At 39.0% G+C, this 22,003-nt stretch carries 19 protein-coding genes; 5 read left to right on the forward strand and 14 right to left on the reverse strand.

What is annotated here, in order from left to right:
* Positions 1 to 141 precede the first annotated feature (141 nt).
* Positions 142 to 1,860, forward strand: coding sequence for a glycoside hydrolase family 2 protein (locus tag LXM54_RS12655; RefSeq protein ID WP_233315523.1), 1,719 nt, complete (start codon positions 142 to 144; stop codon positions 1,858 to 1,860).
* A 75-nt stretch (positions 1,861 to 1,935) separates the two neighbouring features.
* On the opposite strand, the gene LXM54_RS12660 is transcribed toward LXM54_RS12655, so the two are convergent.
* A complete protein-coding gene (locus tag LXM54_RS12660; protein ID WP_233315524.1) occupies positions 1,936 to 2,394 on the reverse strand; it encodes a DUF2691 family protein in 459 nt (152 codons plus the stop codon).
* Between the two features lie 36 nt (positions 2,395 to 2,430).
* Positions 2,431 to 2,844: an Lrp/AsnC family transcriptional regulator gene (locus LXM54_RS12665; RefSeq protein ID WP_233315525.1), complete on the reverse strand. Its 414-nt coding sequence runs from the start codon at positions 2,842 to 2,844 to the stop codon at positions 2,431 to 2,433.
* A 127-nt stretch (positions 2,845 to 2,971) separates the two neighbouring features.
* Between LXM54_RS12665 and LXM54_RS12670 the strand changes: the two genes are divergently transcribed.
* Entirely contained in the window at positions 2,972 to 3,733 is a 762-nt protein-coding gene (locus tag LXM54_RS12670; protein WP_233315526.1) for an MBL fold metallo-hydrolase, read from the forward strand.
* 132 nt (positions 3,734 to 3,865) lie between these two features.
* Entirely contained in the window at positions 3,866 to 4,234 is a 369-nt protein-coding gene (locus LXM54_RS12675; protein WP_233315527.1) for an MmcQ/YjbR family DNA-binding protein, read from the forward strand.
* 285 nt (positions 4,235 to 4,519) lie between these two features.
* Here LXM54_RS12675 and LXM54_RS12680 read toward each other — a convergent pair whose 3' ends face one another.
* The 5 genes from LXM54_RS12680 to LXM54_RS12700 form a co-directional block, all read right to left on the reverse strand.
* Entirely contained in the window at positions 4,520 to 4,978 is a 459-nt protein-coding gene (locus tag LXM54_RS12680; RefSeq protein ID WP_233315528.1) for a hypothetical protein, read from the reverse strand.
* Positions 4,979 to 5,228: 250 nt separating this feature from the next.
* Entirely contained in the window at positions 5,229 to 5,480 is a 252-nt protein-coding gene (locus tag LXM54_RS12685) for a hypothetical protein (RefSeq protein ID WP_233315529.1), read from the reverse strand.
* A gap of 84 nt (positions 5,481 to 5,564) precedes the next feature.
* Positions 5,565 to 6,023, reverse strand: coding sequence for a YrvL family regulatory protein (locus tag LXM54_RS12690; protein ID WP_233315530.1), 459 nt, complete (start codon positions 6,021 to 6,023; stop codon positions 5,565 to 5,567).
* Between the two features lie 120 nt (positions 6,024 to 6,143).
* The gene (locus LXM54_RS12695) at positions 6,144 to 7,103 is read right to left on the reverse strand and encodes a LacI family DNA-binding transcriptional regulator (protein WP_233315531.1); all 960 of its coding nucleotides are present in this window, start codon (positions 7,101 to 7,103) and stop codon (positions 6,144 to 6,146) included.
* Between the two features lie 122 nt (positions 7,104 to 7,225).
* Complete coding sequence (locus LXM54_RS12700) at positions 7,226 to 7,372, reverse strand: hypothetical protein (RefSeq protein ID WP_233315532.1); 147 nt, start codon at positions 7,370 to 7,372, stop codon at positions 7,226 to 7,228.
* 170 nt (positions 7,373 to 7,542) lie between these two features.
* Here LXM54_RS12700 and LXM54_RS12705 point away from each other — a divergent pair, with 170 nt between their 5' ends.
* Both LXM54_RS12705 and LXM54_RS12710 read left to right on the forward strand, forming a co-directional pair.
* A complete protein-coding gene (locus LXM54_RS12705) occupies positions 7,543 to 7,893 on the forward strand; it encodes a hypothetical protein (RefSeq protein ID WP_233315533.1) in 351 nt (116 codons plus the stop codon).
* 210 nt (positions 7,894 to 8,103) lie between these two features.
* Positions 8,104 to 9,738, forward strand: a complete 1,635-nt coding sequence (locus LXM54_RS12710; RefSeq protein WP_233315534.1) for an alkaline phosphatase — start codon at positions 8,104 to 8,106, stop codon at positions 9,736 to 9,738.
* Positions 9,739 to 9,806: 68 nt separating this feature from the next.
* Here the strand turns inward: LXM54_RS12710 and LXM54_RS12715 are convergent, their stop codons facing one another.
* From LXM54_RS12715 to LXM54_RS12745, 7 genes are all read right to left on the reverse strand, one after another.
* Positions 9,807 to 10,409 (reverse strand): hypothetical protein, encoded by a 603-nt coding sequence (locus tag LXM54_RS12715; protein ID WP_233315535.1) that lies wholly within the window; start codon positions 10,407 to 10,409, stop codon positions 9,807 to 9,809.
* Positions 10,410 to 10,451: 42 nt separating this feature from the next.
* Positions 10,452 to 10,964, reverse strand: coding sequence for a GrpB family protein (locus LXM54_RS12720; protein ID WP_233315536.1), 513 nt, complete (start codon positions 10,962 to 10,964; stop codon positions 10,452 to 10,454).
* A 13-nt stretch (positions 10,965 to 10,977) separates the two neighbouring features.
* The gene (locus LXM54_RS12725) at positions 10,978 to 11,562 is read right to left on the reverse strand and encodes an AAA family ATPase (RefSeq protein WP_233315537.1); all 585 of its coding nucleotides are present in this window, start codon (positions 11,560 to 11,562) and stop codon (positions 10,978 to 10,980) included.
* Between the two features lie 174 nt (positions 11,563 to 11,736).
* A complete protein-coding gene (locus LXM54_RS12730) occupies positions 11,737 to 12,978 on the reverse strand; it encodes an MFS transporter (RefSeq protein WP_233315538.1) in 1,242 nt (413 codons plus the stop codon).
* 377 nt (positions 12,979 to 13,355) lie between these two features.
* Positions 13,356 to 15,638 (reverse strand): glycoside hydrolase family 3 N-terminal domain-containing protein, encoded by a 2,283-nt coding sequence (locus tag LXM54_RS12735; protein WP_233315539.1) that lies wholly within the window; start codon positions 15,636 to 15,638, stop codon positions 13,356 to 13,358.
* Positions 15,639 to 15,652: 14 nt separating this feature from the next.
* Positions 15,653 to 18,778 carry an alpha-mannosidase gene (locus LXM54_RS12740; RefSeq protein ID WP_233315540.1) on the reverse strand — a complete coding sequence of 1,042 codons (3,126 nt, stop codon included), beginning with the start codon at positions 18,776 to 18,778 and terminating at the stop codon, positions 15,653 to 15,655.
* A gap of 26 nt (positions 18,779 to 18,804) precedes the next feature.
* Positions 18,805 to 21,801, reverse strand: coding sequence for an endo-beta-N-acetylglucosaminidase (locus LXM54_RS12745; protein ID WP_233315541.1), 2,997 nt, complete (start codon positions 21,799 to 21,801; stop codon positions 18,805 to 18,807).
* Positions 21,802 to 22,003 lie beyond the last annotated feature (202 nt).

Below are 22,003 nucleotides of genomic sequence, written 5' to 3' on the forward strand. Positions count from 1 at the left end.
CTCCTTATAATTAAGCTCGATTTTTACAAGTAGACGCCGTTTTTTTTCCATTCAGAACGAGAATTTATCATGATACTATTCATATTATCAATCCCTCACCAAGATGGCTATGCAAGTATTAAAAATTAAGGAGGAATAGCTTTGCTAAGAACCTTTCAAGAACATCATATCCGTAAGACAAGTCTTTTAGATGGACCATGGGACTTTGTGTTAGATCCTGAAAATGTCGGTCTTAAAGAAAAATGGTTTGATCGTTTTCCACAGCCTGTTAAGTCCATTTATGTTCCCTCTTGCTGGAATAACGGGTTGCATATGTACGACTATGAAGGTGTTGCATGGTTTAGAAGAACAATAAGAATAGAGGATACTAACCATGTCCGATTAGTTTTTCATGCTGTGCTCGGTGCTGCCGATGTCTATCTAGACGGCCAACATCTCGGTTATCACTTTGGTGGATATACACCGTTTGAATTCATTATCCCATCCCTTTCAGCAGGAGAGCATGAACTTATTGTTCGAACAGATAGTACTCTTGATGACCTTACCATTCCGACAAGACTTGTGGACTGGTTTCACTATGGTGGTATCATTCGATCTGTGGAGATGCAATTTTTACCAGACTTATACATTGAGAAACTTAAGATTGACTATGAATTAGAAGGAGCCGATGCCGCCGTCATTTTCCAAGTACGAATTAGCTCACTCGCTCAAACCGATATGATTACAGCATTATCACTTTATGAAGATGGCCAAAGCTTATATTCTGACCATGTAGCTGTTTGTGCAAATCAAACTGTAGACCATACAATAAAGCTGAATTGGAACGAAGTGCGGTTATGGAATGTTGGCAAGCCAGAGTTGTATACGATTCAAGCATGCCTTGAACAGGATGATAAAGTGGAACGCATTGGATTCCGAAAAATCGAAACGAAGGATCACCAGATTCTTATTAATGACTCGCCTATTTTTCTTAAAGGCGTCAATCGCCACGAAGAACATCCTGAATGGGGATTTGCTTTTCCTCCTAAGCTGATGTATAAAGATCTTCAAATCATTCAAGAAATGGGGTGCAATACTGTACGCGGATCTCATTATCCTCAAAGTTCGTATTGGCTTGATTTACTTGACGAAAACGGCATCCTGTTCTGGAGCGAAATTCCCATTTGGGGTGCTCTCTTGCCAGACGAAACCGTCAGTAATCCGTTGTTCCAGGAGCGTGCACAGACGATGATGGCTGAAATGATTACTATGCATTATCACCATCCTTCCATTATCTTTTGGTCGATTCATAATGAGATTGATACACGTACAAACAGTGCTTACAAAATGACAGAGCAACTGCTACAAAAGACGAAACAACTCGACAACTCGAGACTGATTACATACGCTACCATGCATCCTCTAGAGGATATTCTTCTCCCGCTTTTTGATGTGATTGGCATTAATAAATACTTTGGCTGGTATGAAGGCAATGTAGGCGGCTTTAAAGAAATGCTGCAGCAGTTCCATAAGCGTGCAGAAGACATGGGAGCTGGTGATATACCGGTCATTATGACCGAGTTCGGAGGAGCAGGTATCTATGGTGATACTGGTTGGGAGCCGAGGCTGTTCAGTGAGGATTATCAAGCGAAAATCCTCACTGAAGCACTGACAATCTTTCGCAATGATCCTAAGATTAGCGGAACATATATATGGCAGTTTGCAGATACGCGAGCAGATTTGCAAAGCAATGGTGCCCATTTCCGAGATAGAGCTCGGAGCTTTAACAACAAAGGAATCGTTAATGAATATCGCAAGCCAAAATTATCGTTCCGAGAAGTGAAACGCATCTACCATTCTTGGTCATCTGGCAAACTTTGAATATATCAAAAAAACCACAAGTTACTATTGTGGTTTTTTCTTTCGTTATAGAAAATAGAAAGCTGAAAAGCTAGATCACCAAACAGATAACCTTATTCTTTCATCATTTTCCTCTGTAATATATTCAATTCCCCCATAGCCCTGTGATATTGCATGCTTATAAAGATGTTCAAGTGCGCGGCTATCCTTCACATAAATTGCAACAAAACTGCCATCCACTAATAACAGCACTACTTGACAATCACTCTTTAGAAAATCGTCATATGTATGAATCTCTTTTATTACCTTTCCTCTTGGAAAAGCTTTTAAATCAGCAAATATGCAATAATATAGATTGTCTTCTAACCTTTCAGAAAACCCCAACCCGTCCATCACATTAGCTGGCAGCAGCGGCTCCTTTAGCTCTCCGTTTTCCACAAGATAGGCTTCTCCATCCATACGCCAATTATAGGAAGAAATATCAATTGTTCTTAATATTTCCCCTAGATAATTCCCATGTGAATTTGGAATTTCGAAACTTACTCCTCGCTTCATCCTTTTCTCCTGTCTAACTCGATTTATTTAAATAGTTCACGCCTTCTTAATGACAAGGGATAATTTATAATTAGCATGCTTGTTAAGGCTGACTAAAAACTCGTCTAACTGTTCGTTAGAGGAGAACTTACATTCAAGTATGTAACAGCTGTCTCCACTAATCTTATAATTATTTAATATAAATTTCTCTTGCGTCCTAACAAAGGATAAATATGGTTCGTGGTGGGTGCTTTTGGTGAAAATATTGAGAAAGGCGTGAATATAATAGCCTAATTTTACTTCATTGACTTTAATGGTATATCCTTCGATTATTCCATTATCCTCTAGCCTGCCAACCCTTGTCGAAGCTGCTTGCCCTGTTAAATGAACCTTTTGGCCAAGCTCCTTCATTGTAATACGGCTGTTCGCGGACAGCTCATTTAAAATAAGCAGATCTGTATTGTCTAACAAACAAATCCAACTCCTTTCATTAATCAAGCAAAACAGCTAAAAGACTTGATTTAAGCTGTGTAAGTGGTTGATGCTCATAGTATAAACTATATACATACTTTAAATAAACAATAAAGGAGTATCCACAATGAATATCCAACAAATTCGCAACGCTACAATTATCGTTCATTACGCAGGTAAAAAGTTTTTAATTGACCCATTCCTTGCTGAAAAGGGCATATATCCCCCTTTTCCAAATTCCTTACGACAAGATCAAAAAAATCCGTTAGTAAGCCTGCCCATCTCACTTGAAGACATTGTAAAAGATGTTGATGCTGTCATTGTGACACATTTACATTTGGACCATTGGGATGAGGCAGCCAAAAACGTCCTTCCGAAGGATATAAAAATGTACGTCCAAAGTGCAGAGGATGCTGAAGAAGTTAAAAAAGCAGGTTTTCAAAATCTCGAAATATTAGCTGAAACCACTACATTTGAAGAGATTCAGCTAATTAAAACACAAGGCGAGCACGGCAGAGGCGACATACTTAAAATGGTTGGTTCTGTATGCGGTGTTGTCTTTAAGCACGAAAGCGAAAAAACACTATATATTGCAGGTGATACCGTCTGGTATGAAGGAGTCGAGTCAGAAATCAATACACATAAGCCTGAAGTTATTGTTGTTAATGCTGGCAATAATCAATTTTTGCAAGGCGGATCGCTAGTGATGGATGAAAAGGATGTTTATGAAGTTTACAAAACAGCCCCGCAAGCTACAATCATTGCCGTTCATATGGAAGCAGTTAATCACTGGACTTTATCGAGAGAGGAATTAAAATCCTTTGTAACAGAAAAAGGATTTTCAGCTAATGTATTAGTCCCTGATGATGGTGAGTCTTATACATTATAAATGTTATGAAGATCTCGGAGTCTATGAAGCAGCCCGGGATCTTTCTCGTTACTTGTCATTTATTGTCGATAAGGAAAGATTGTCCTTCCTCCACCTTTCTCTGATAATAGAGAAAAAGGGAGGCAGTTTTTTATGGAAGATACTTTGAAGCAATATTGTAAAAGTTTGTTAGGTGCAACAGATGATTTTCAAGGAGAATGGAATGCAAATCGTTTCCATGTAGGCGGGAAAATATTTGCCATGCTAAGCACCAATGAAAAAGGACAAAAATACATAACTTTAAAATGTAATCCAGCCGAATCAGAAGAATTACAAGAAACATATAAAGATGTTATCATTCAAGGATATTATATGAACAAAACGCACTGGATTACTGTTTACTATGAGTCAGATTTATCGGTTGAATTTCTTCATTATCTAATAGGAAATTCCCATCAGTTAATTTTCAGGAATTTAACAAAGAAACTGCAGAATGAGCTACGAAATGATAGTATTATTTGAAATACATTAGTGCTTTAGCTTTCCTTTGGCCTAGGATTGCTACTTGTATGCAAAAATAGTCGTTAAGTTTTTAAATCAACGAAGAAATTGCACATCTTTTCGTCCTTGTTGTGTCCATTTTCTGCAACAGCTGCAGCTTATTTTTGCAGTAGCCTTTTCTAATCTGCCGATGTTTTGTTTATTTTCCTATGCCCAATGTTAAGTTCCCATTATTCCATCAGACTTTTTGTCTAGCAGTCTATCTAATAAACGCATCACCTTTATCCTTCCCCCTAAAGCAATCCCTTAAATTCCGCTATGATATATATAAACTTCGCCGTCTAACAACTTCTCAGCCATTGTAATCATTCTTTCAAGCTGCATGATTACTAGATTACGGTTGAGGATTAACCTTTCGTACTCCCCTTCTTCCTTGTCGCTCCAGACAAAGCTGCCTGTAAGCTTCATTACCTTAGGTGCATTTTCAAATAAATCTCTCCATGCAGAAAAAACATTTCTGAGTGTGATAGCTGATTGGTTATCAAAAAGCGTTAAGCCATGATAGTTGATACCATATCCCGCTGGCATATTCCGAATGCCTGGATTTTTTGTTGGTATCCACTTTAAAGAATCCATGATATATAAAATTAAATCATCATGAAGGACTACACAGTCAAGGTATGTCCTTTCTTCATGTGTATACTGCCAATATTCTTGGATATTCGCAGTTTTCGGTATTAAATAAAATTCATGTTCTAATGCCATTTATTTCTCCAATCTTCCTTTCCTATCTTTCTGTAAATGTGCCATCTCTATAACCATAAATGATTTTTTAGAAATGCTTTTGCATCTGTTCCTGTTAATTTGTCTATTTTGAGTAATGTTTCTTCTAATTCATTTACGTTCATCTAAGGAAGGCATCCAAGAATTATCATTCCTATAGAACAAACCCCTCCTTCATTCTGAAGGGCGTTCCCTAATTCTTTATACTATTATGAAGAGACAGGAAGATTTTTTATTCTTCTTCCTCATAAGGTTTATGTTGAATATCAATCGTTTTCGTGCTGAAATCAATTTTGTGCTGGAGGTTGTAAACACTGTATTGAAAGGCTATTGATGATTGATCTAATGAGAAGATCGCAATTAAGTCATTCTCTCCGTCAATAATGCTGTATTTATTCTTAGAGTCGATTTCAGCGAATAATGAATATTTTTCATGAAAGATAAGGTTCCACTTATAGGCAAGCTTTACTTGTTTAATAGACATAGTAACCTCCAATATTTATATGCTTCCATTTAATTCTATTTATTATGAAGAAAAATGGCAAATAATAGCTAGCTATGTATTATATTATTTGTCTTCCTGTTTACTCTCTAGTTTTGCATCCATTATATAATCGACTAATGCTAAAACAATGGAAACTATTACTCTTGTGACGGCTTCCATTTCAATAGTGTGCATCATATTATCTAAAGTTGAAATAATAGTCAAACTTACAAGAAACGATAAGAATAGAAATCCAGCATTAATTTGCTTGTCAGACCATTTATTTGCCTTTCGCATAAAAATCCGCATGATATTTGTCAACAATTCACCTACTGCTCCGAATACTATATAGCCAGCAATAAACCAAGATAAGGCTGCAAAGGAGTCATAGTGTACACCTAGCAGCTTAAACAACCCGATAATTCCAAAGAAATATCCTGCCGTAATTACTCCAAATGAAGCCAAGAATAGTAACACTATTGCAGTGATGATGAATATTTTTGTACGAAGGCTTTCTTCTTTAAATGGTTTATCAGCACTCACTGTTACCACCTCCATTTTGCTTATATGGTTAGTTTACGGTTACTTACACAGAAAGGTTTCATGGTTAAAACAAGCTTTACATTAATTTAAAAAACTTTAGGATGCAATCACCCTAAAGTTTTAAACGGTTCCTCTTTCTATTAATTTAACTGAAATTTCTTTATTAGATACATCATCGCCCATTGCTTGGAGAAATAGATTGTTTCCTAACTCAACAAGCGGTATATCAATAGTGGTAATATTCATCATCTTTGCAATAGGCTCATTATTGAATCCGATAATCGCAAGCTGTTTCGGAATGGATAGTTGCTCCTTCTGACATGCTATCATTATACCTGCAGCCACTTGATCACTAGTGACTAACAGTGCAGTTGGTCGTGTATCAAGTCTCTTCATCTTTTCTATTACCTTTTCCCCATCTTCGAAATACAGGCAATCATCCATAATGTAGTCAGCATTAAACGGCAGCTCATATTTTTTTAAAAAGTCCATATAAGCCTGTTCTCGCAAGAAGCTGTTTGCACCAGTTTTCCTACCGACACAATAACCTATTTCTTTATGACCCTTTTGATACAAATACTCTAACGCTTGGAAGAAAACTTTATAATGATCAATAAAAGTTGAAGGGAGGCTTTCTTTCTTCATTTTTTCACAAAGGACAATTGTTCCATATTGGATATGCTCTTGAATCAGGGATAAATCGGATTTTCTTGAACAGATAATTAATGAATCAATCTGCTTTTGCTTAAGCATTTGTAACGCTTCCATTTCTTTTTCTTCCGCATAATCTGTTTGAAACAACACAAGCTTATAATCATATTCTAACGCCTTTTGAGCAATCCCCTTAAGCAGCAACGCAAAATATGGCGTATCGGTAAATGGCAGCACGACACCCATCAGCTGTGTTTTTCCCCTGCTCAAATGCACAGCATTAATATTTCTGTTGTAGTTCGTGGATTCAATTGCTGCTAAAACAGCTAGTTTTTTTTCTTCACTTACATATGGATGATTGTTCAAGACACGAGATACTGTCGAAACGGAAACTCCCGACATTTTTGCCAAATCTCTAATATTGGTCATATCCTCACCTTTTTCAGCCTGAATAGTCTGCACTTATTGAAAACATTTTAATGTATGAAACGGGTACCAGGTCAATCCACTAAAAAAAGGACCGCTACTGGTCCTCTCTATAAAAAGTTCACTTATCTTTTTCTGGATTTTGGTTGTGAATCAATAAAATAGTCATCAAATGTTTCAATCGGTGTGATGTCTGTTGATTCTCCTGCTGTTTTTATACAAGCATATGTGCCGCAAAGTATTATAAAGCAAAGTAAGATGAGTGACAGCATAAGTTCTCCTCACTTTCTTCTTATTTGCTTTTATCGTAAATTATGAAACGCTTCCCAGGTCAAATAATTTTTTATATGCAAGACAGCCTTGACTTGAAATGCGTTCCATACTTTACCTTTATGAAAGAAGTTATTTTGCAATAAAAATCAAGAAAAGGAAGGGATTTCGTATGGAGAACTTAAACGGCAAAGTTTTTTTATTATCAGCTCAGGATAGCAGCCTGTATTATTTAAATGACTCTATTTTTCACTATACGCAAGATAAGGATATCGTGACAGCTACCTTTTACAGCAAAAGCATTTGTTACGGAGAGCTTGTAGGATTAGTAAACAAAACTGGCATTCTCCATGTAATATTCAACTTTTTCTGTAAAGATTCAACCTTTCACAGCGGTACTTGTGATTTTGTTGAAAGCAGGGTCGCTGATTGTTTTATTTTATGTGGCAAGCTTACTATTGCTTGTGAGAATCAAATCACTAAAGAAATTAAATTGCAGGAAATAAGAATTAACACAAAATGAAAACGCTTTTAAATCAAGTAAGTAAATATTCCTATTTTTCCTGTTATTATCAATAATTTACATTTCCTTTACAATCTATTAACTTAACTGCTTTATACTCATAAGCAATTGATTATATTCTTTTTAGGGGTGATTACATAGTTTAATAGATTAACCGTTCTATACCATCCAAAAAAACTTAGTTCATAGTATGAAAGGGGAAACTTTAACATGAAAATAAACAAAAAAGTCATGGGAATTACTCTAGCAAGCTCGTTAGCACTTGGGACGCTTGCCTACACATCAGCAAATGAGAAAGTAGAAGCAAAAAAAGAAACGCAGCAAGCAAAAAATGTCATTGTGCTTGTAAAGGATGGAGTAAGCTCTACTACTACTACCCTATCTAGATGGTATAAGGGTGAACCTCTTGCAATGGATGAAATCCTGTCTGGTGGTGTCCGCACGTATTCTGCTGAATCGGCTGTCACAGACTCTGCACCAGCTGGAACGGCCATGGCAACTGGCAATAAGTCCAATGACAAGTTTGTTGGGGTTCTGCCTGAAAAGGTTGCGTCACCTGGTGTAGATTCTTCCCTTGCCGATAATCCGTATAAACCGGTGGCGAACGTATTGGAAGGAGCTAAGCTTGAAGGGAAATCTACTGGAATTATCTCGACATCCGAAATCCAGCATGCCACACCAGCTGCATTCTCATCACATGCAACACACCGGACTGATTATGACAGTATTGCTGAACAGCAGGTTTACCAAAACATGGATGTAGTTTTAGGTGGCGGTAAAACGTCTCTTGAAGCAAAAAACCGCAAGGACGGCGAAAATTTAGTTGATGTCATTGAGGACAATGGCTACGATATAGTCGAGACACGTGACGAGCTCTTAAATTCTAAATCAAAAAAATTGTGGGGAACATTCGCGCCAGCAGCTTTAGCTTATGATATGGACCGCCCGCAAACAAATCCTGAAGAGCCAACTCTTGCTGAAATGACGAAAAAAGGTATTTCAACACTTTCTAAAGACAAAGACGGATTCTTCCTGTTTGTTGAAGGAAGCAAGCCTGACTGGGCAGCTCATGCCAATGACCCAATTGGGATGATCAGTGATACACTTGCTTTTGACGAAGCGGTAAAAGAAGCGGTTGCGTTTGCGAAGAGAGATAAAAATACGTTAGTTATTGCTGTATCTGATCATGGTAACAGCGGAATTTCTATCGGAAACCAAAATACAAACTCTACTTATTCTTCTACTCCTGTCTCAGCTTATGTTGACCCATTGAAAAAAGCTGAAATGACTTTAGAAGGTGCATTAAAGCAGCTTAATAAAGATAAATCAAATGTGCTGGAAGTTGCGGCATTGTACGGGATTGACAATCCAACTGCAGAAGAAACAAAAGCATTAAATTCATCTGCAGACTTAAGCAAAACGCTTGTTCAGCTGCTTGCAAACAGAGCTAATCTTGGCTTTACAACAGGCGGCCATACAGGTGAGGATCTATTCATGTATTCTTACGGCCCAGGCAAACCGACTGGTTTAATTGAAAACACAGATGTCGCTAAGTCTGCCGCAAAAGCTTTAGGATTCAATTTAGGTGAGCTGGACAAAGAAGTTTTCGTTGAAGCAGAAGCTGCTTTCAAAAAAATTGGCGCAAAAGTCAGCATCGACTCATCTGACAAAAACAACCCTGTTCTTATTGTAACAAAAGGCAAAACAACTGCAGAAATTCCAGTAAATAAGAATATTGTCACAATCAAAGGCAAAGATAAAGAACTTAAAACAGTTACAGTTCAAACTAATGGCAAATTCTATGTTTCAAAAGAAGCGGTGAATATCGTTAAAAAAGGTAAATAAGCTTATATGTTAAAAGGCTCTCATATTTCGAGAGCCTTTTAACTTGTCGTCCGAGTCAACGTTTTTTCTTATAATCTATTAAAGTAAACGATGGATTTAAGTGCGTCCATTGCATCTAGGAATTCATCTGTAAACAAATCTTCATGTATATTAAAAGTCTTTAGGGATATCGCTTTTCCTTGATCTACTTTCAACAAATGGTACTTATCCAAGCCTTCCGTTACAGCTATCGCTAATGGTTTTTCCCATTCATTATTTCCATACAGCACTATATAATCGTCCCCGGCAAGTTTCTGTATTTCATAGACAGAGTCCCATGCTTTGAAATACAGACCATCTGTTTTAAATAATTTTGCGTCATAAACATAATAATCCTGTCTTATATGAAATGTATCATGAAGAATGATATTTTCATCTTTTTTCAAGATTTTCTCAACCAGCTCTTTTTGATCCATTATATAATGAAACTGTTCTGTTTTGGTGTTGTTCATTTGAACTAAATCAACATATGCCTCAACAAAACTGCCACAAGTCATGGGAGTTGTGTTACTATCACTAATATTTGCGTATATAGGATACTTTCCTGCTACGATTTGCACTTTCGCTTTTTTCCTATTGTTTGTAAGAAAAGTTCCTTCTTCTATTATAAGGATACCTAATTCCATCTTCATTGTGATTATTCCTTTACATTTTATAGACTGCTATTGTACTACTTAATCTTTCGTTGCTGCCAATTCAATTATTTTCCTAATAAATGGTCCTTTTCGGTCTGTATAAGCATGGCGGTCAAATTTATGTATATGTGCCAGTTCTTCTTTGAGGGAAGCATACTCCCTAAGTGCTTGCGAATGTTGGCGGAGATAATTACGAAAAAGTAATTTATCCCGCCATTCTGTACTGCCATATTCACAAATATGAAGATGGCAAATCCCTTGTCCCCACGGTCCTTTTCTAAAGAATTTTCTATCTGTAAACTCTGGTTTAGGCACATATTCATATTCTATTTCCATTAAGGTTGGTACCCATTTATCCACTTGCTCTAAATTAGGTACCCCTGCCATGATATCAATGATGGGCTTGGCTGTTAATCCTTTTATAGAGGTGCTGCCAATATGTTCAACTTCTATTACACCATCTATCGCGTCACGGATTCTTTTTTTCTCCCATTCAAATTGTTGTTCCCAATCAGGATTGTAAGGTTGAAGCTCGACGACTGATACTGTCATATTTTTATCCCGCCTATCTATCTCGTAATCTCAACTTAAAATGATCCCATTTTTTTCTTAAGAAGCTGCGATTATCAGGCAGCAGTTGAACATCTGACAATGCCGCAATTGTTTTAGCTGCTACAGCTACTGTGATATTATCTGTATTAATCCGATTTTCAAATACACTAGTAGAAAGGCCTTCCATACAGCGGTCAATTTGATTTATTGCCCAGGAAGCTTTTCTTTCGCCCCTCCCCTTTAGCCGACTAACTAAGGTGGGCTTGGAAGCCCACAATACATAGTGATGAATGGTGACACCTTCTGTTCTTAATTCACCAATAATTTCAGAAAAGTAGACAGGATTTACTATCGTCATCGGCACGATGATGACTCCCTTATATTCCTTATTAATATAAGATAATAGAGAATGATTAATGGTACGCCACATTGGCATGTCTTGAAAATCCCCTTTAAAAGTAGATGCAGGCAAATTTTCCCGCAAAAAATAACCGGCATTTTCTGGGTCATAGATACATGAGTTTGGTATTCTTCTATGTAACTCGTGTGCAGTTTGTGTTTTCCCAGCTCCAAATGCTCCGTTTATCCAAATTATCATCCTGCCACCCTGTCCTATATTTTACTAGAAAAATTTTTATGAAAACCTGCTGATGTTTGACTGCAAATTTAGAATTCTGATTAGATTATATCTAAAAATAACATTAGTGTTAAATATATACTTCCTTACTGTTATAACATGAAAAGGGCGAAGATTCATTCTTCGCCCTTCTAATTAAGATTCTGTTACAGCAGGCTGCCCTGCTTCAATCAATGCCTTGTTGCGGCTTAAGAATATTGTGAGAATCAAGATGAATAAACCAGTGCCTACCAACAGCCATTCGATATCAACAACATCTGCGAGTGGTCCGAAAATAAGCATGCCGATTGGCATCATAGAAGTAGAAATCATTCCCATTACACCAAAGACCCTGCCTAAATACTCTTCAGAAATTTTTTCTTGTAATAGTACTGTTGTAGGAGTATTAAAGATTGGCATTGCTGCCCCAAACACTCCCATGAAGATTAAATACAGCCAAAATGCCGGAGCAATGCCAAGTGCCAATGTACATGCTCCCATAATAACGCTTGCGAGTGTCATTGTACTGATTTTGTTGGAAAAACCGCCCCATGCAGCAATGATTCCTCCGCCGGCAATCATGCCGATTGAAAAAGCAAGTTCAATCGCAGTCAGCTGCCAAACATCACCGCCAAAGCTTCGCGTTACCTGAAGCGGTGTTAAGAATGCGGCTGGTGCCATTAACACGAAGAAGATGGCAAAGAATAAAAAGAAGGATTTAAGAAAACTGTTGTTGTTTATATATTGCAAGCCTTCTTTAAAATCAGCAAAATAACTTGTCGTCTGCTTTACAGCAGCTTTTTCATGAACAGCAATTTTCACAAATGTCAGCATCGTAAAAATTGCAATAGCGGCAGTAATAACATCGATAAAAAAGATTATCTCAATAGTCGTATTAGCTAACAGTGCAGCACTGACCATCGGTGATATGAACATAATAACAGCTTGAATGCTGCCATTTGCTCCATTTACTTTTGTAAGCTTTTCCTTTGGAACCACTTGAGGCAAAATCGCTGCAACAGAAGGCGTTTGAATTCCTGTTCCAAATGCACGAATCGCCGCCATCACAAAGAGGAGCCAAATCGAATCAAATCCCATCATAAAGAGAATCGCCAGTATTAAAGTCGAAAAGGCGATTAATCCGTCTGACACGATAATCAGCATTTTTCGATTATACCTGTCTGCCCACACTCCTGCGATTGGCGACAGAATAAAGGTCGGAATGAAGCCGCAAATAATATAAAGTGTCATCATTAGACCTGATTCTGTCGTTAAGGTGATATGCCACATAATCGCATATTGCACAAGTGACGAACCAAATAGAGAAATCGTCTGACTGCTTAAGAAAAGAATAATATTTCTTAACCACGACTTCTGTTGATCATTAACATTGTTCATTTATTTCACTCATTTCTTCCCTTTATTATGCTTCACCTACATTTACTAAAATTCGTTTTGTTCTATATATATTGGTTCGAAGACAAATGAAAAAGAGGACAGACATATCCCCTTTTTCAAACAACCGTTAAATAAGGTTTTCTTAAAAATAGACAGACCAATCCTTTAGCTATAAACATAGGTTTTAGCATTCAAACGTATTCCATTAACGAATGAACTTCCCTTATCTTAATCTCATGGATGCTGTCAAAAGAAAAACCTCCATTTCCTATGTAGTTATTCAATCATACCAAATACAGCCACCCCTTTCAAGCGCTTCCATTACTGAAATAAGAGGACTAACCAGTTAATGTCAGTCCTCTTTTATATCTGTTCAATCAGCAGATACTCAAGTCTAAACTTAAGCAAGTAACAGGATTGCCAACCTCAATTTCACATGATCCTTGTTCCACTTTATAGATGTTCTGACTGCTGAAAACTTGTAATTCTTCCTTCCCAAGTTCAAACGTAACTTCTTTTGTTTCCCCAGCGTCAACCCAGACCTTCTTAAAGCCTTTTAATTCCTTTACCCTTCGCGTAATACTAGAGCCCTTTCCCTTTATATAAAGCTGTATTACGTCATATCCGGCTCGTTCTCCTTTATTAGTGACGTCTACAGTTAGGGAGAATTTCTCCCCTGCTGATAATTGACTGACTGACAGCATTTGTCTTTCTGCTTGCAGATTTTTGTAGTCGAATTGTGTGTAAGATAAGCCAAAGCCAAAGGGATACAAGGCACTGCCAGACATATCAAAATAGTCTTTCTTGTATCCTCCTTCTTTGTAGTTATAAAAAACTGGCAGCTGTTTAGACGACCTTGGGATAGAAACAGGTAAACGACCGCTCGGATTGACATCCCCAAATAAAATCTCTGCAATCGCCTGACCACCCATTTGTCCAGGGTACCAAGCACTTATGACTGCCTTAGCGTGTTCTGCTATCCAGGAAATAGCATGAGGCCTGCCTTGAACGAGCACCACCGCAATCGGTGTGCCTGTTTCCATCACTTTTTTGAGGAGCTGCATCTGCTGCCCTCCCAGCTCTAAATCAGCTGTATCCACATTTTCTCCGCAATCCATTTCTTCCTCGCCAGTTGTATCGATAACCGCTCCGTTTACGTCAAATTGGGCATCAAAATTTCTTGCACTTGATCCGCCTACAACAACTATTGCTACATCTGAAGCTTTCGCTAAATCAACTGCTCTTTCTATTCCTTCCTCATCATGAGAACGAATACCGCAGCCTTGTTCATAAACAACCTCTGCCTCTTTCATTAGCGCAGTTATTCCTTTCAGGACTGTTATCACACTGCCTTCTCGTTGAAACGGTGTGTAATCGCCAAGCTGATTATAGACAGAATCTGCGTTAGGGCCGATTACAGCAATTTTACTAATAGTCTTTTTAAAAGGCAGAATTCCCTCATTTTTTAACAGCACAATCGACTGCCGAGCAGATTCCAGGTTAATTCTCTCATTATTCTCCTTCGTCTTGCTTTGTGCACGATTCATATAAGGTTTATCAAATAACCCCATTTTAAATTTGAGAGTTAAAACCCTTCTTACCGCATCATTCAGCTTTTCTTCACTGACTAGCCCCCTTTGAACGGCAGCTTCTAAAGCGGGATACACATCATCCCAAAGACTTATATCCACTCCATTTTCAAGTGCTAAAGCAGCTGCTTTTTCTTTGCTTTCCGTTAATGAGACTAAATTGTCAAGAGCACAGCCATCCGCCATTACCGCTCCTTTAAATCCAAATTCCTTGCGCAGAATCTGATTGAGGAGATAGCCATTGGCATGACAGGGAATTCCATCAATTTCATTGTAAGCTGCCATACAGGCTAGAGCTCCATACTTTATGGCAGCTATCATTGGCGGCAGATGAATTTCTCGTAATTCTCTTTCACCGATTGATGCCGGAGCAGCGTTCTTTCCACCTAGTCCGTTACCTTGTGCGGCAAAATGCTTTAAAACAACAGCCATTTTTTCAGCGGGAATAAATTCACTTTTCTCTCCTTGCATCCCTGATACAACCGCCTCTGTTAACCGGGATGCAAGATAAGGATCTTCACTGAAGCACTCTTCAGATCTGCCCCATCGTGGGTCACGAATAATATCTAATGTGGAAACTAAAGCTAAATGGGCGCCTTTTGCCCGAACTTCCTCTGCCACTGCTGCCATTAATTTTTCATGCAGCTCTGGGTTCCATGTCGCACCTATTCCTAAATTAACAGGCGTAATCAGACTGTCTAAGCCTTGATGGCCGTGGGAGCATTCCTCCGCAAGCAGGACAGGAATGCCCAGCCTTGTATGCTCCTTTACATATTTCTGAATCATATTGGCTACATCAGCACTTGCATCCTTTGTAATGCCATTGTCAAAATGGACAGCTGACCAAGGGTCGGATCGGAATAACCCATAAAGCACTCCGACTCCATCCCATATGCGAACATGCTCTTTAAACTTCTCTGTGAGGATATAACCTGTGTCAGTTTTCTCGTATACTTCCCAGCCATACAGCTTCTGATTAACCTGACCGACCTTCTCCTTTAAACTCATGTTTGCTAACAATGCTTCTATTTCATGATTGATTGTCTCATTCTCCATATTAGAAAGACTCATCCCCCTCAATACCGTTATAAATTAACGACGATCGTTTTTACTTCAAATGGCTTTAAGTTTAAGGACAGCCTGTTCTCTTGTACAAAGATTTCTGTCTGTTTCTCTTCCAGCAGATTTGTTTCATATGCCGAGAGAATATTCCGAGCAAATGATACATGAATCTCCCCTCTGCCGCCGCTTGACTCATACATTCTTAAAGTGAGACTCTTGCCGTCCTCTGACTGTTTAACTGTATCAAGGATGACGTGGCTGGATTCTGTTTTTATAAAAGAAGAGCAACTAGGCAAAGTTCCTGGATGGGCAGAAGCACGGTAAATAACAGCAGGGTGATTCAGCTCATATCCTTCCTTAACAACGGCCCCTTCTCTCCAGTCGCCTTTATGTGGGAAAAACGAATAAGTGAATTCATGATAACCAATGTCTGCCCCTTTATCTGGCCATTTAGGTGCCCGCAGCAAGGACAGACGCAACACATTTTGCTTTACATCATAGCCGTACTTGCAGTCATTCAGCAAACTGACACCATAACCAGATTCGGAGAGATCGGCAAAGCGATGGCCGCACACCTCAAACTGGGCTTTCTCCCAGCTTGTATTAGTATGTGTGGCTCTTTCTACTGAGCCGAACGGAATTTCAAACGTAGCTTTGTTACTCATTACATCAACAGGGAATGCAACCTTTAATAATTTGTGCTGCTCCTGCCAATCGACCCTAGTTTGAAAATCGATTCGTTGATTGTGGTGATATAAAATCAGCTCTTGTTCAATAGTTGACTGTGAAAGCTGCCATTTAAAGTGAATGATATCCTTTGTTGCTCCTTTTCCGATGCTTTGTTCTAACAGAGTAACCGTTTCTGCCGGCTGATTTGCAAATTCAGGGTCGATATCCCAAGCATCCCAAAGCATCGGGCGGTCATGGAACAGCTGCAATTGATTGGCGAAAGCACCATTAGGCAAGATTTCACGCTTGACCTTTTTATCGTATAAACGGGAAATTTCTCCTTGCTCATTCCACTCTATATGATAATATTCCGTCTCCCATTGGCGAACGTTCGCCTCTTCTACTTTACTTCCCTGTTTCTCCAAATCTTTTAACCAAATCACTTGATAACCCATTTCTGGGATTTCTGGAACGTAAACAGATAACTCTATGCGACCATCTTCTAATAGAATAATGTCTGTGGGCAGCTCTTCACCATCCCGAGTTACTGCTCCCTTTCCTGCCAATTCTAGTCCACCTGATATTTTCACTGTCTCCGACCTTTTCCAGGACAAGCTGTTAAAGAGAATAACTGGTATTCCATCACCTTCTGTGTCTATTTGCTGTTCCAGCACATGGATAGCTTCTTGTTGCACCTTTTCACCACAGGCAAAGATTTCCTTATAGTCAGCCTCAGAATCAACGTACACCTCAGGAATGGAAGATCCAGGGATAATATCATGAAATTGATTGAAAAGAAGCTGCTTCCAGCCTTGTTCCAATGACGAAGCTAGCTTCACTCCAGCGAAGTTTATAGCTGCGCTTCCCCACATTTCCGCATCCCGGTACAGCACCTCTGCCTTTCGGTTCCATTTCTTATTTCTGGCATGGGTCGTGTATGTTCCGCGATGGAGCTCCAAATACATATCACCAACCCATGTCGGCAAGGACGGATTGGACTTCGTTATTTCATCGAAAAATTCATGGGCTGTGCTGTTTACGACGGCTGGCAAGCCAGGCAAAGACGAAGACCGATCAATATAATCAATCATTTCTTGGGTAACACCGCCGCCCCCATCTCCATGGCCGTATAGCAGCATCTGCTTTGAATGGAGATTTTTTTGCTTATAACTATCCCAATGTGTCTTGATTTCTTCAGGATGGGTATATTCATTTAAGCCATGATTTAAGAAGGAAAGGATGCGCGTCCCATCAATTCCTTCCCAGTAAAATAAATCGAAAGGAAATGGATTGGTATCATTCCAATTCATCTTGGATGTCATAAAATAGTCAATGCCAGCACTTTTTAACAATTGCGGCAGTGATGCACAATAGCCAAATGTATCTGGGAGCCACTCAATTCTTGGCTGTTTGCTGAATTCTTCCTTGTAAAACTTCATTCCATAGAGAAGCTGACGAACTAATGATTCACCAGACGGCATATTTAAATCAGGCTCTACCCACATCCCGCCGACGACTTCCCAGCGCCCATCAGCAATTTGCTTTTTAACCCTTTCATAGATTTCAGGGTAATGCTCCTTTACGAAAGCATAGGCTTGAGGCTGGCTTTGAGCATAAGTAAAGCTCGGATTCTCATCAAGCAAGGTGCTCATTGTTGAAAATGTTCTGCTGCATTTACGAATCGCTTCCTTCACAGGCCATAGCCATGCCAAATCAATATGAGACTGACCTACCATCAGCATTTGACCTGCCGTACTGCTCGTCAACATATTTAACTTTTTCTGTAAGTCAGCCTCCATGTCAGCAATTAATAACTGATTCGTAAATGCTTCCGGCTTTTCTGACAGAATTCTTTTTTCAGCTTCCTGCAATGCCTCGATGATTTTAACTCGATCACTATCATCTTCCGGCAGTAATTTTGCAGTTTCATAGTAGCATTTCACAGTAGCCAGTAAACTTTGAACACCTGTATTTATTAAATCAAGGCTGGCTTTTAAAAGATTCAAGGGCGGCGGGTCGAATTCTGCTGGTTCATTTTGATAATTTAACTCATCGAGTGTTTGGCCAGCGTAATTATATAGTTCAATTTTTATGTTAACCTTTTCTTTCCCGCGAACCTCCTCTGGAAACGGAACATAGCATCGGTTGCGGTCAATACCGTGATGTGGCATGCCGTTTAATGAAACTAACCCTTCATGAAGAGTCCGGCGGTCCTTTGCACCAGAAAGGAATGTAAGTCCAAACGGCCGATTCTGCCAATCAGCTGGAATGGTTATCTCCTTTTCCAAAAGCATTGTGGCGCCTGCATTAATCAACCAGTCACCTTCATTTATAAGAACAGTATCGTCTGATTCAAATTCATACTCTCCCGGCTTAACATAGATGCCGCGCTTTGCTTGCCAATCATTGATCGAAATAGATTCCAAAAGCACATAATTCGATAAATGTTGAATAAAACGCTGAACCCTTTGTAATGTCAAAATCTTTCCCTCCTAATCTATCACTCTTACTTCTTCCAATTTCTTAGGAAATAATCAGCATTAGCTTTTAACCTATTCTTCGTGTCTTCTGAAACATTTTTCATTTCTTTATCGTTTAATTCATCCTTAAACTTATTAAGGCTGGTTGCTGCCTGCTTTAAACGGCCGCCGTCATAATGTTTCTTTGCAGCAGTTAAGGTTTTTGTCAGCTGCTCACCTGACTTATTATTCAATTCTCCACTTTCAACAAGATCATTAATCATACTGTAAAGATTATCTAATGTGGTTCTAATAACAGTACTGGCTTTGTTGCCAGAATAATCTTCCAGCACAAATTCTAAACTGCTGTCTGTTGCTTCCGTTTCAAAGGTGAGCTCTTTCGTATGTGTGCGGCCGCGGACAATATAAGGTTTGTGTCCTTGACTGTAGGTAGTATCAAATGTTTTCGCTTCACCATTTTCATAGACATACAGATAGTGCCAATCCCTTGATTCAGGTAGTCCCCATGTAACAGAATTCCCTTCTATCGTCACTTTTTCTGCTGAATAAGCTTCAATGGATTTATCAAAGAACGTGCCTCTGTAGCTAATCCAGTCATTGCTGCCGACTTTTATTTTAATAAGATATTTATCACCGTTAATTGGCATGTCAGGCAGTTTCACTTCTGTTTTGCCGTTTTTCACAGTGACTGTTTCGTTTACTTTCTTCGCATAGTCGTACTCTGTAGCAATATTGATAGAAATCTTACCGTCTATGTCCATTGGATTTTTCCAGGACACTACCATATCGCCGTTATCTGATTGCACGGTTTTAATATTACTTACACCTTTTGTTAAGTCGTAATGCACTGCTGCAGGGTCGCTTTCTTGACCGTCCTGACTCACAGCCGTCAACGTAATTTCACCAGATAGACTTTGCAAATTCTTCATGTAAAAGACTTCATCGTATATGCCGCCGACATAAACTCCATTATTATAGACATTGTATTGCTTCACATTATCGTAAGCTTCCATATCCCATGAAATATTCATTTCATTAGAGTCCCGTAAAGCTTTTGTAATTTTTAGCCCTGTTGGTGCCTGCGGTTTCTTAATAGAACCGTCACTTATTTTCACTTGCCCAATATTCATTTGATAATCATCGATTTTTTTATCGCCGTTAGCAAAATGGATGCCAAAGGATGCAATTTCTTTGCCAGCAAAATCAGCTAAATCAAGCTTAGCGGTTACCCATCCTGCTGTTTTCTTGCCGGAATCAGGAACTTTTACTTTCACAACCTTGTCTGGATTGTCCTTGAAAATGAAGCCGACACTCATTTCAGACGAATCGTCTGGCGATGTTTTATTATAAGTAAGGGAAAATTCTGAGCCCTGTTTAACTTGCAAATCAGTCTTATAAAGGTGTAAGAAGTTATCCGCATCTAGTGCGCCATTTACGACTAGCGAGCTGCCGCCATTAAAGGCACCGACTTTTTCATAGCTGTATCTTGAACCTGCATTATACTCAGGACCAAAATCAAAATCAGCCTGAAGCGGCGTACCTGTTGTTTCTAGCCACCACTGCCATGTCACTGGAATATCTTGAATATTAATATTGGACCATTCTTCTGCATTGCTTACCTTGCCATTGACATAATAAGCCTGACCGCGGCCCATATTAAAATCAGACACAAAATTGGCACCTTGAATCACGCTGCGCTCAGCGATATATGCCGCAACACCATCCCAGTTATCGCCTTTGGCTGCTACATCTGAAAGCTGTGCATTTGCGTTTCTTCCCGTTTTCGTCGGGTCCAAATTTGGTCCTGACCACCAAGCACGATCACGGATAAATGACATCCATTGATAATCACTGTCATTGCGTCGATTTGTATCTTCCCCGCCAAGATCTTCATCCAAGCCGTGATGCGTAAAATCAGACCCCAGCATAGCAATACTATTTAACGGCTTTCCGTTGCTGTCCAAATTATTTCGCAAATCATTACGCTGTTTATTAAACCTGTCGCCGCCCGCTTCAATTCCAGCAAACACTGTCTTCAATGAATCTAACCCTAGACTTTCGGCGTGTGCTTTAGAATTCACCATTTTTTGTTTGTTCCATAAGTAATTTAAGAAAATCGAGTTAGCCAAATCACCATACTGCTCATCCTTTACAAACGGACTATTAACTGCCGTAAATTCATTTTCATACCTCGTTTTGCCAGTAGTATTATGAACAGAATCGTACCATTGCACATACAATCCTTTGTCTCTTAACACCTTTAAAAACTCTTTATAAACAGGTATATCCTTCACAGCTACCCCTGAGCTAGCTTCTTCCTGGTTAAAGAAATAACCGTCATAACCATAATATTGAGCCATCTCTATCAGCTTTTCAGCAACAGGAAAGTTACCTTTCTTATCCTTTACCAGCATTTGTGTATACGTTTGCGGTCCCCTGTCATTGCTCGAGAAAAAAATAACCGCCAGAGATTTAACCCCGTTTTTATGTGCGGCATTTGTATAAGCAGGATTCGGAATATTAAGTACTCCAAATTCAAACCATCTTTCATACCATGGCAGGCTCGGATTATATAAGTAATTCGGCACATCAGCTGACGCTGTACCATGCCAATAAGAATAATAGTCAATATACTGCCAGTACGGGAATGTATATTGACCGAATTTATTCGTATACGCTGTGCTGTCCATAAAAGCATTGCCATAATCACCAGCAAGATTTAACATTTGTGTCTCAGAGCTTACATTTGGGTTAGCCTGTGTAGCAGAAAATGCCTGATTACGTTCTTGTAAAGGAACTCGTGACCGCAGCATTTCCGCATTTTTATCCGCTTCAGGAGTCCATTCTAAAATGTCATTCGCTGTATAACCGTGTTGAGTTGGCTGATTTAATCCAGTTGCACTGTCACCTGTGTATGGCAAAGTATCTCCCGCCAAAGCTGTAGACAAGCCTGTTTGCAAAGTAAAAAGCAACGAAACTGTGACGATTAGTGTTTTTTTAGTTTTTCCGAATCGCGAAAACATCCATTGTCCTCCTTTATTTTTACTACTGTATGTGATAACAAAAGAAGTTAAGTGAACGCTTTTTTGTTTAACCATTTCTGCAAAGTACTCACCACGTATTTCGTCCATGTTTGGAATAAGTGCTACTCTCCCCCCTTTTGAGACGTTATTTTCAATAGATGCCTAAATAAAATGTAAACCCTTACATAATTTTATCAGGACT

Origin of the sequence: Bacillus sp. Au-Bac7 (assembly GCF_021341655.1) — a bacterium.
Lineage (GTDB): Bacteria > Bacillota > Bacilli > Bacillales > Cytobacillaceae > Niallia.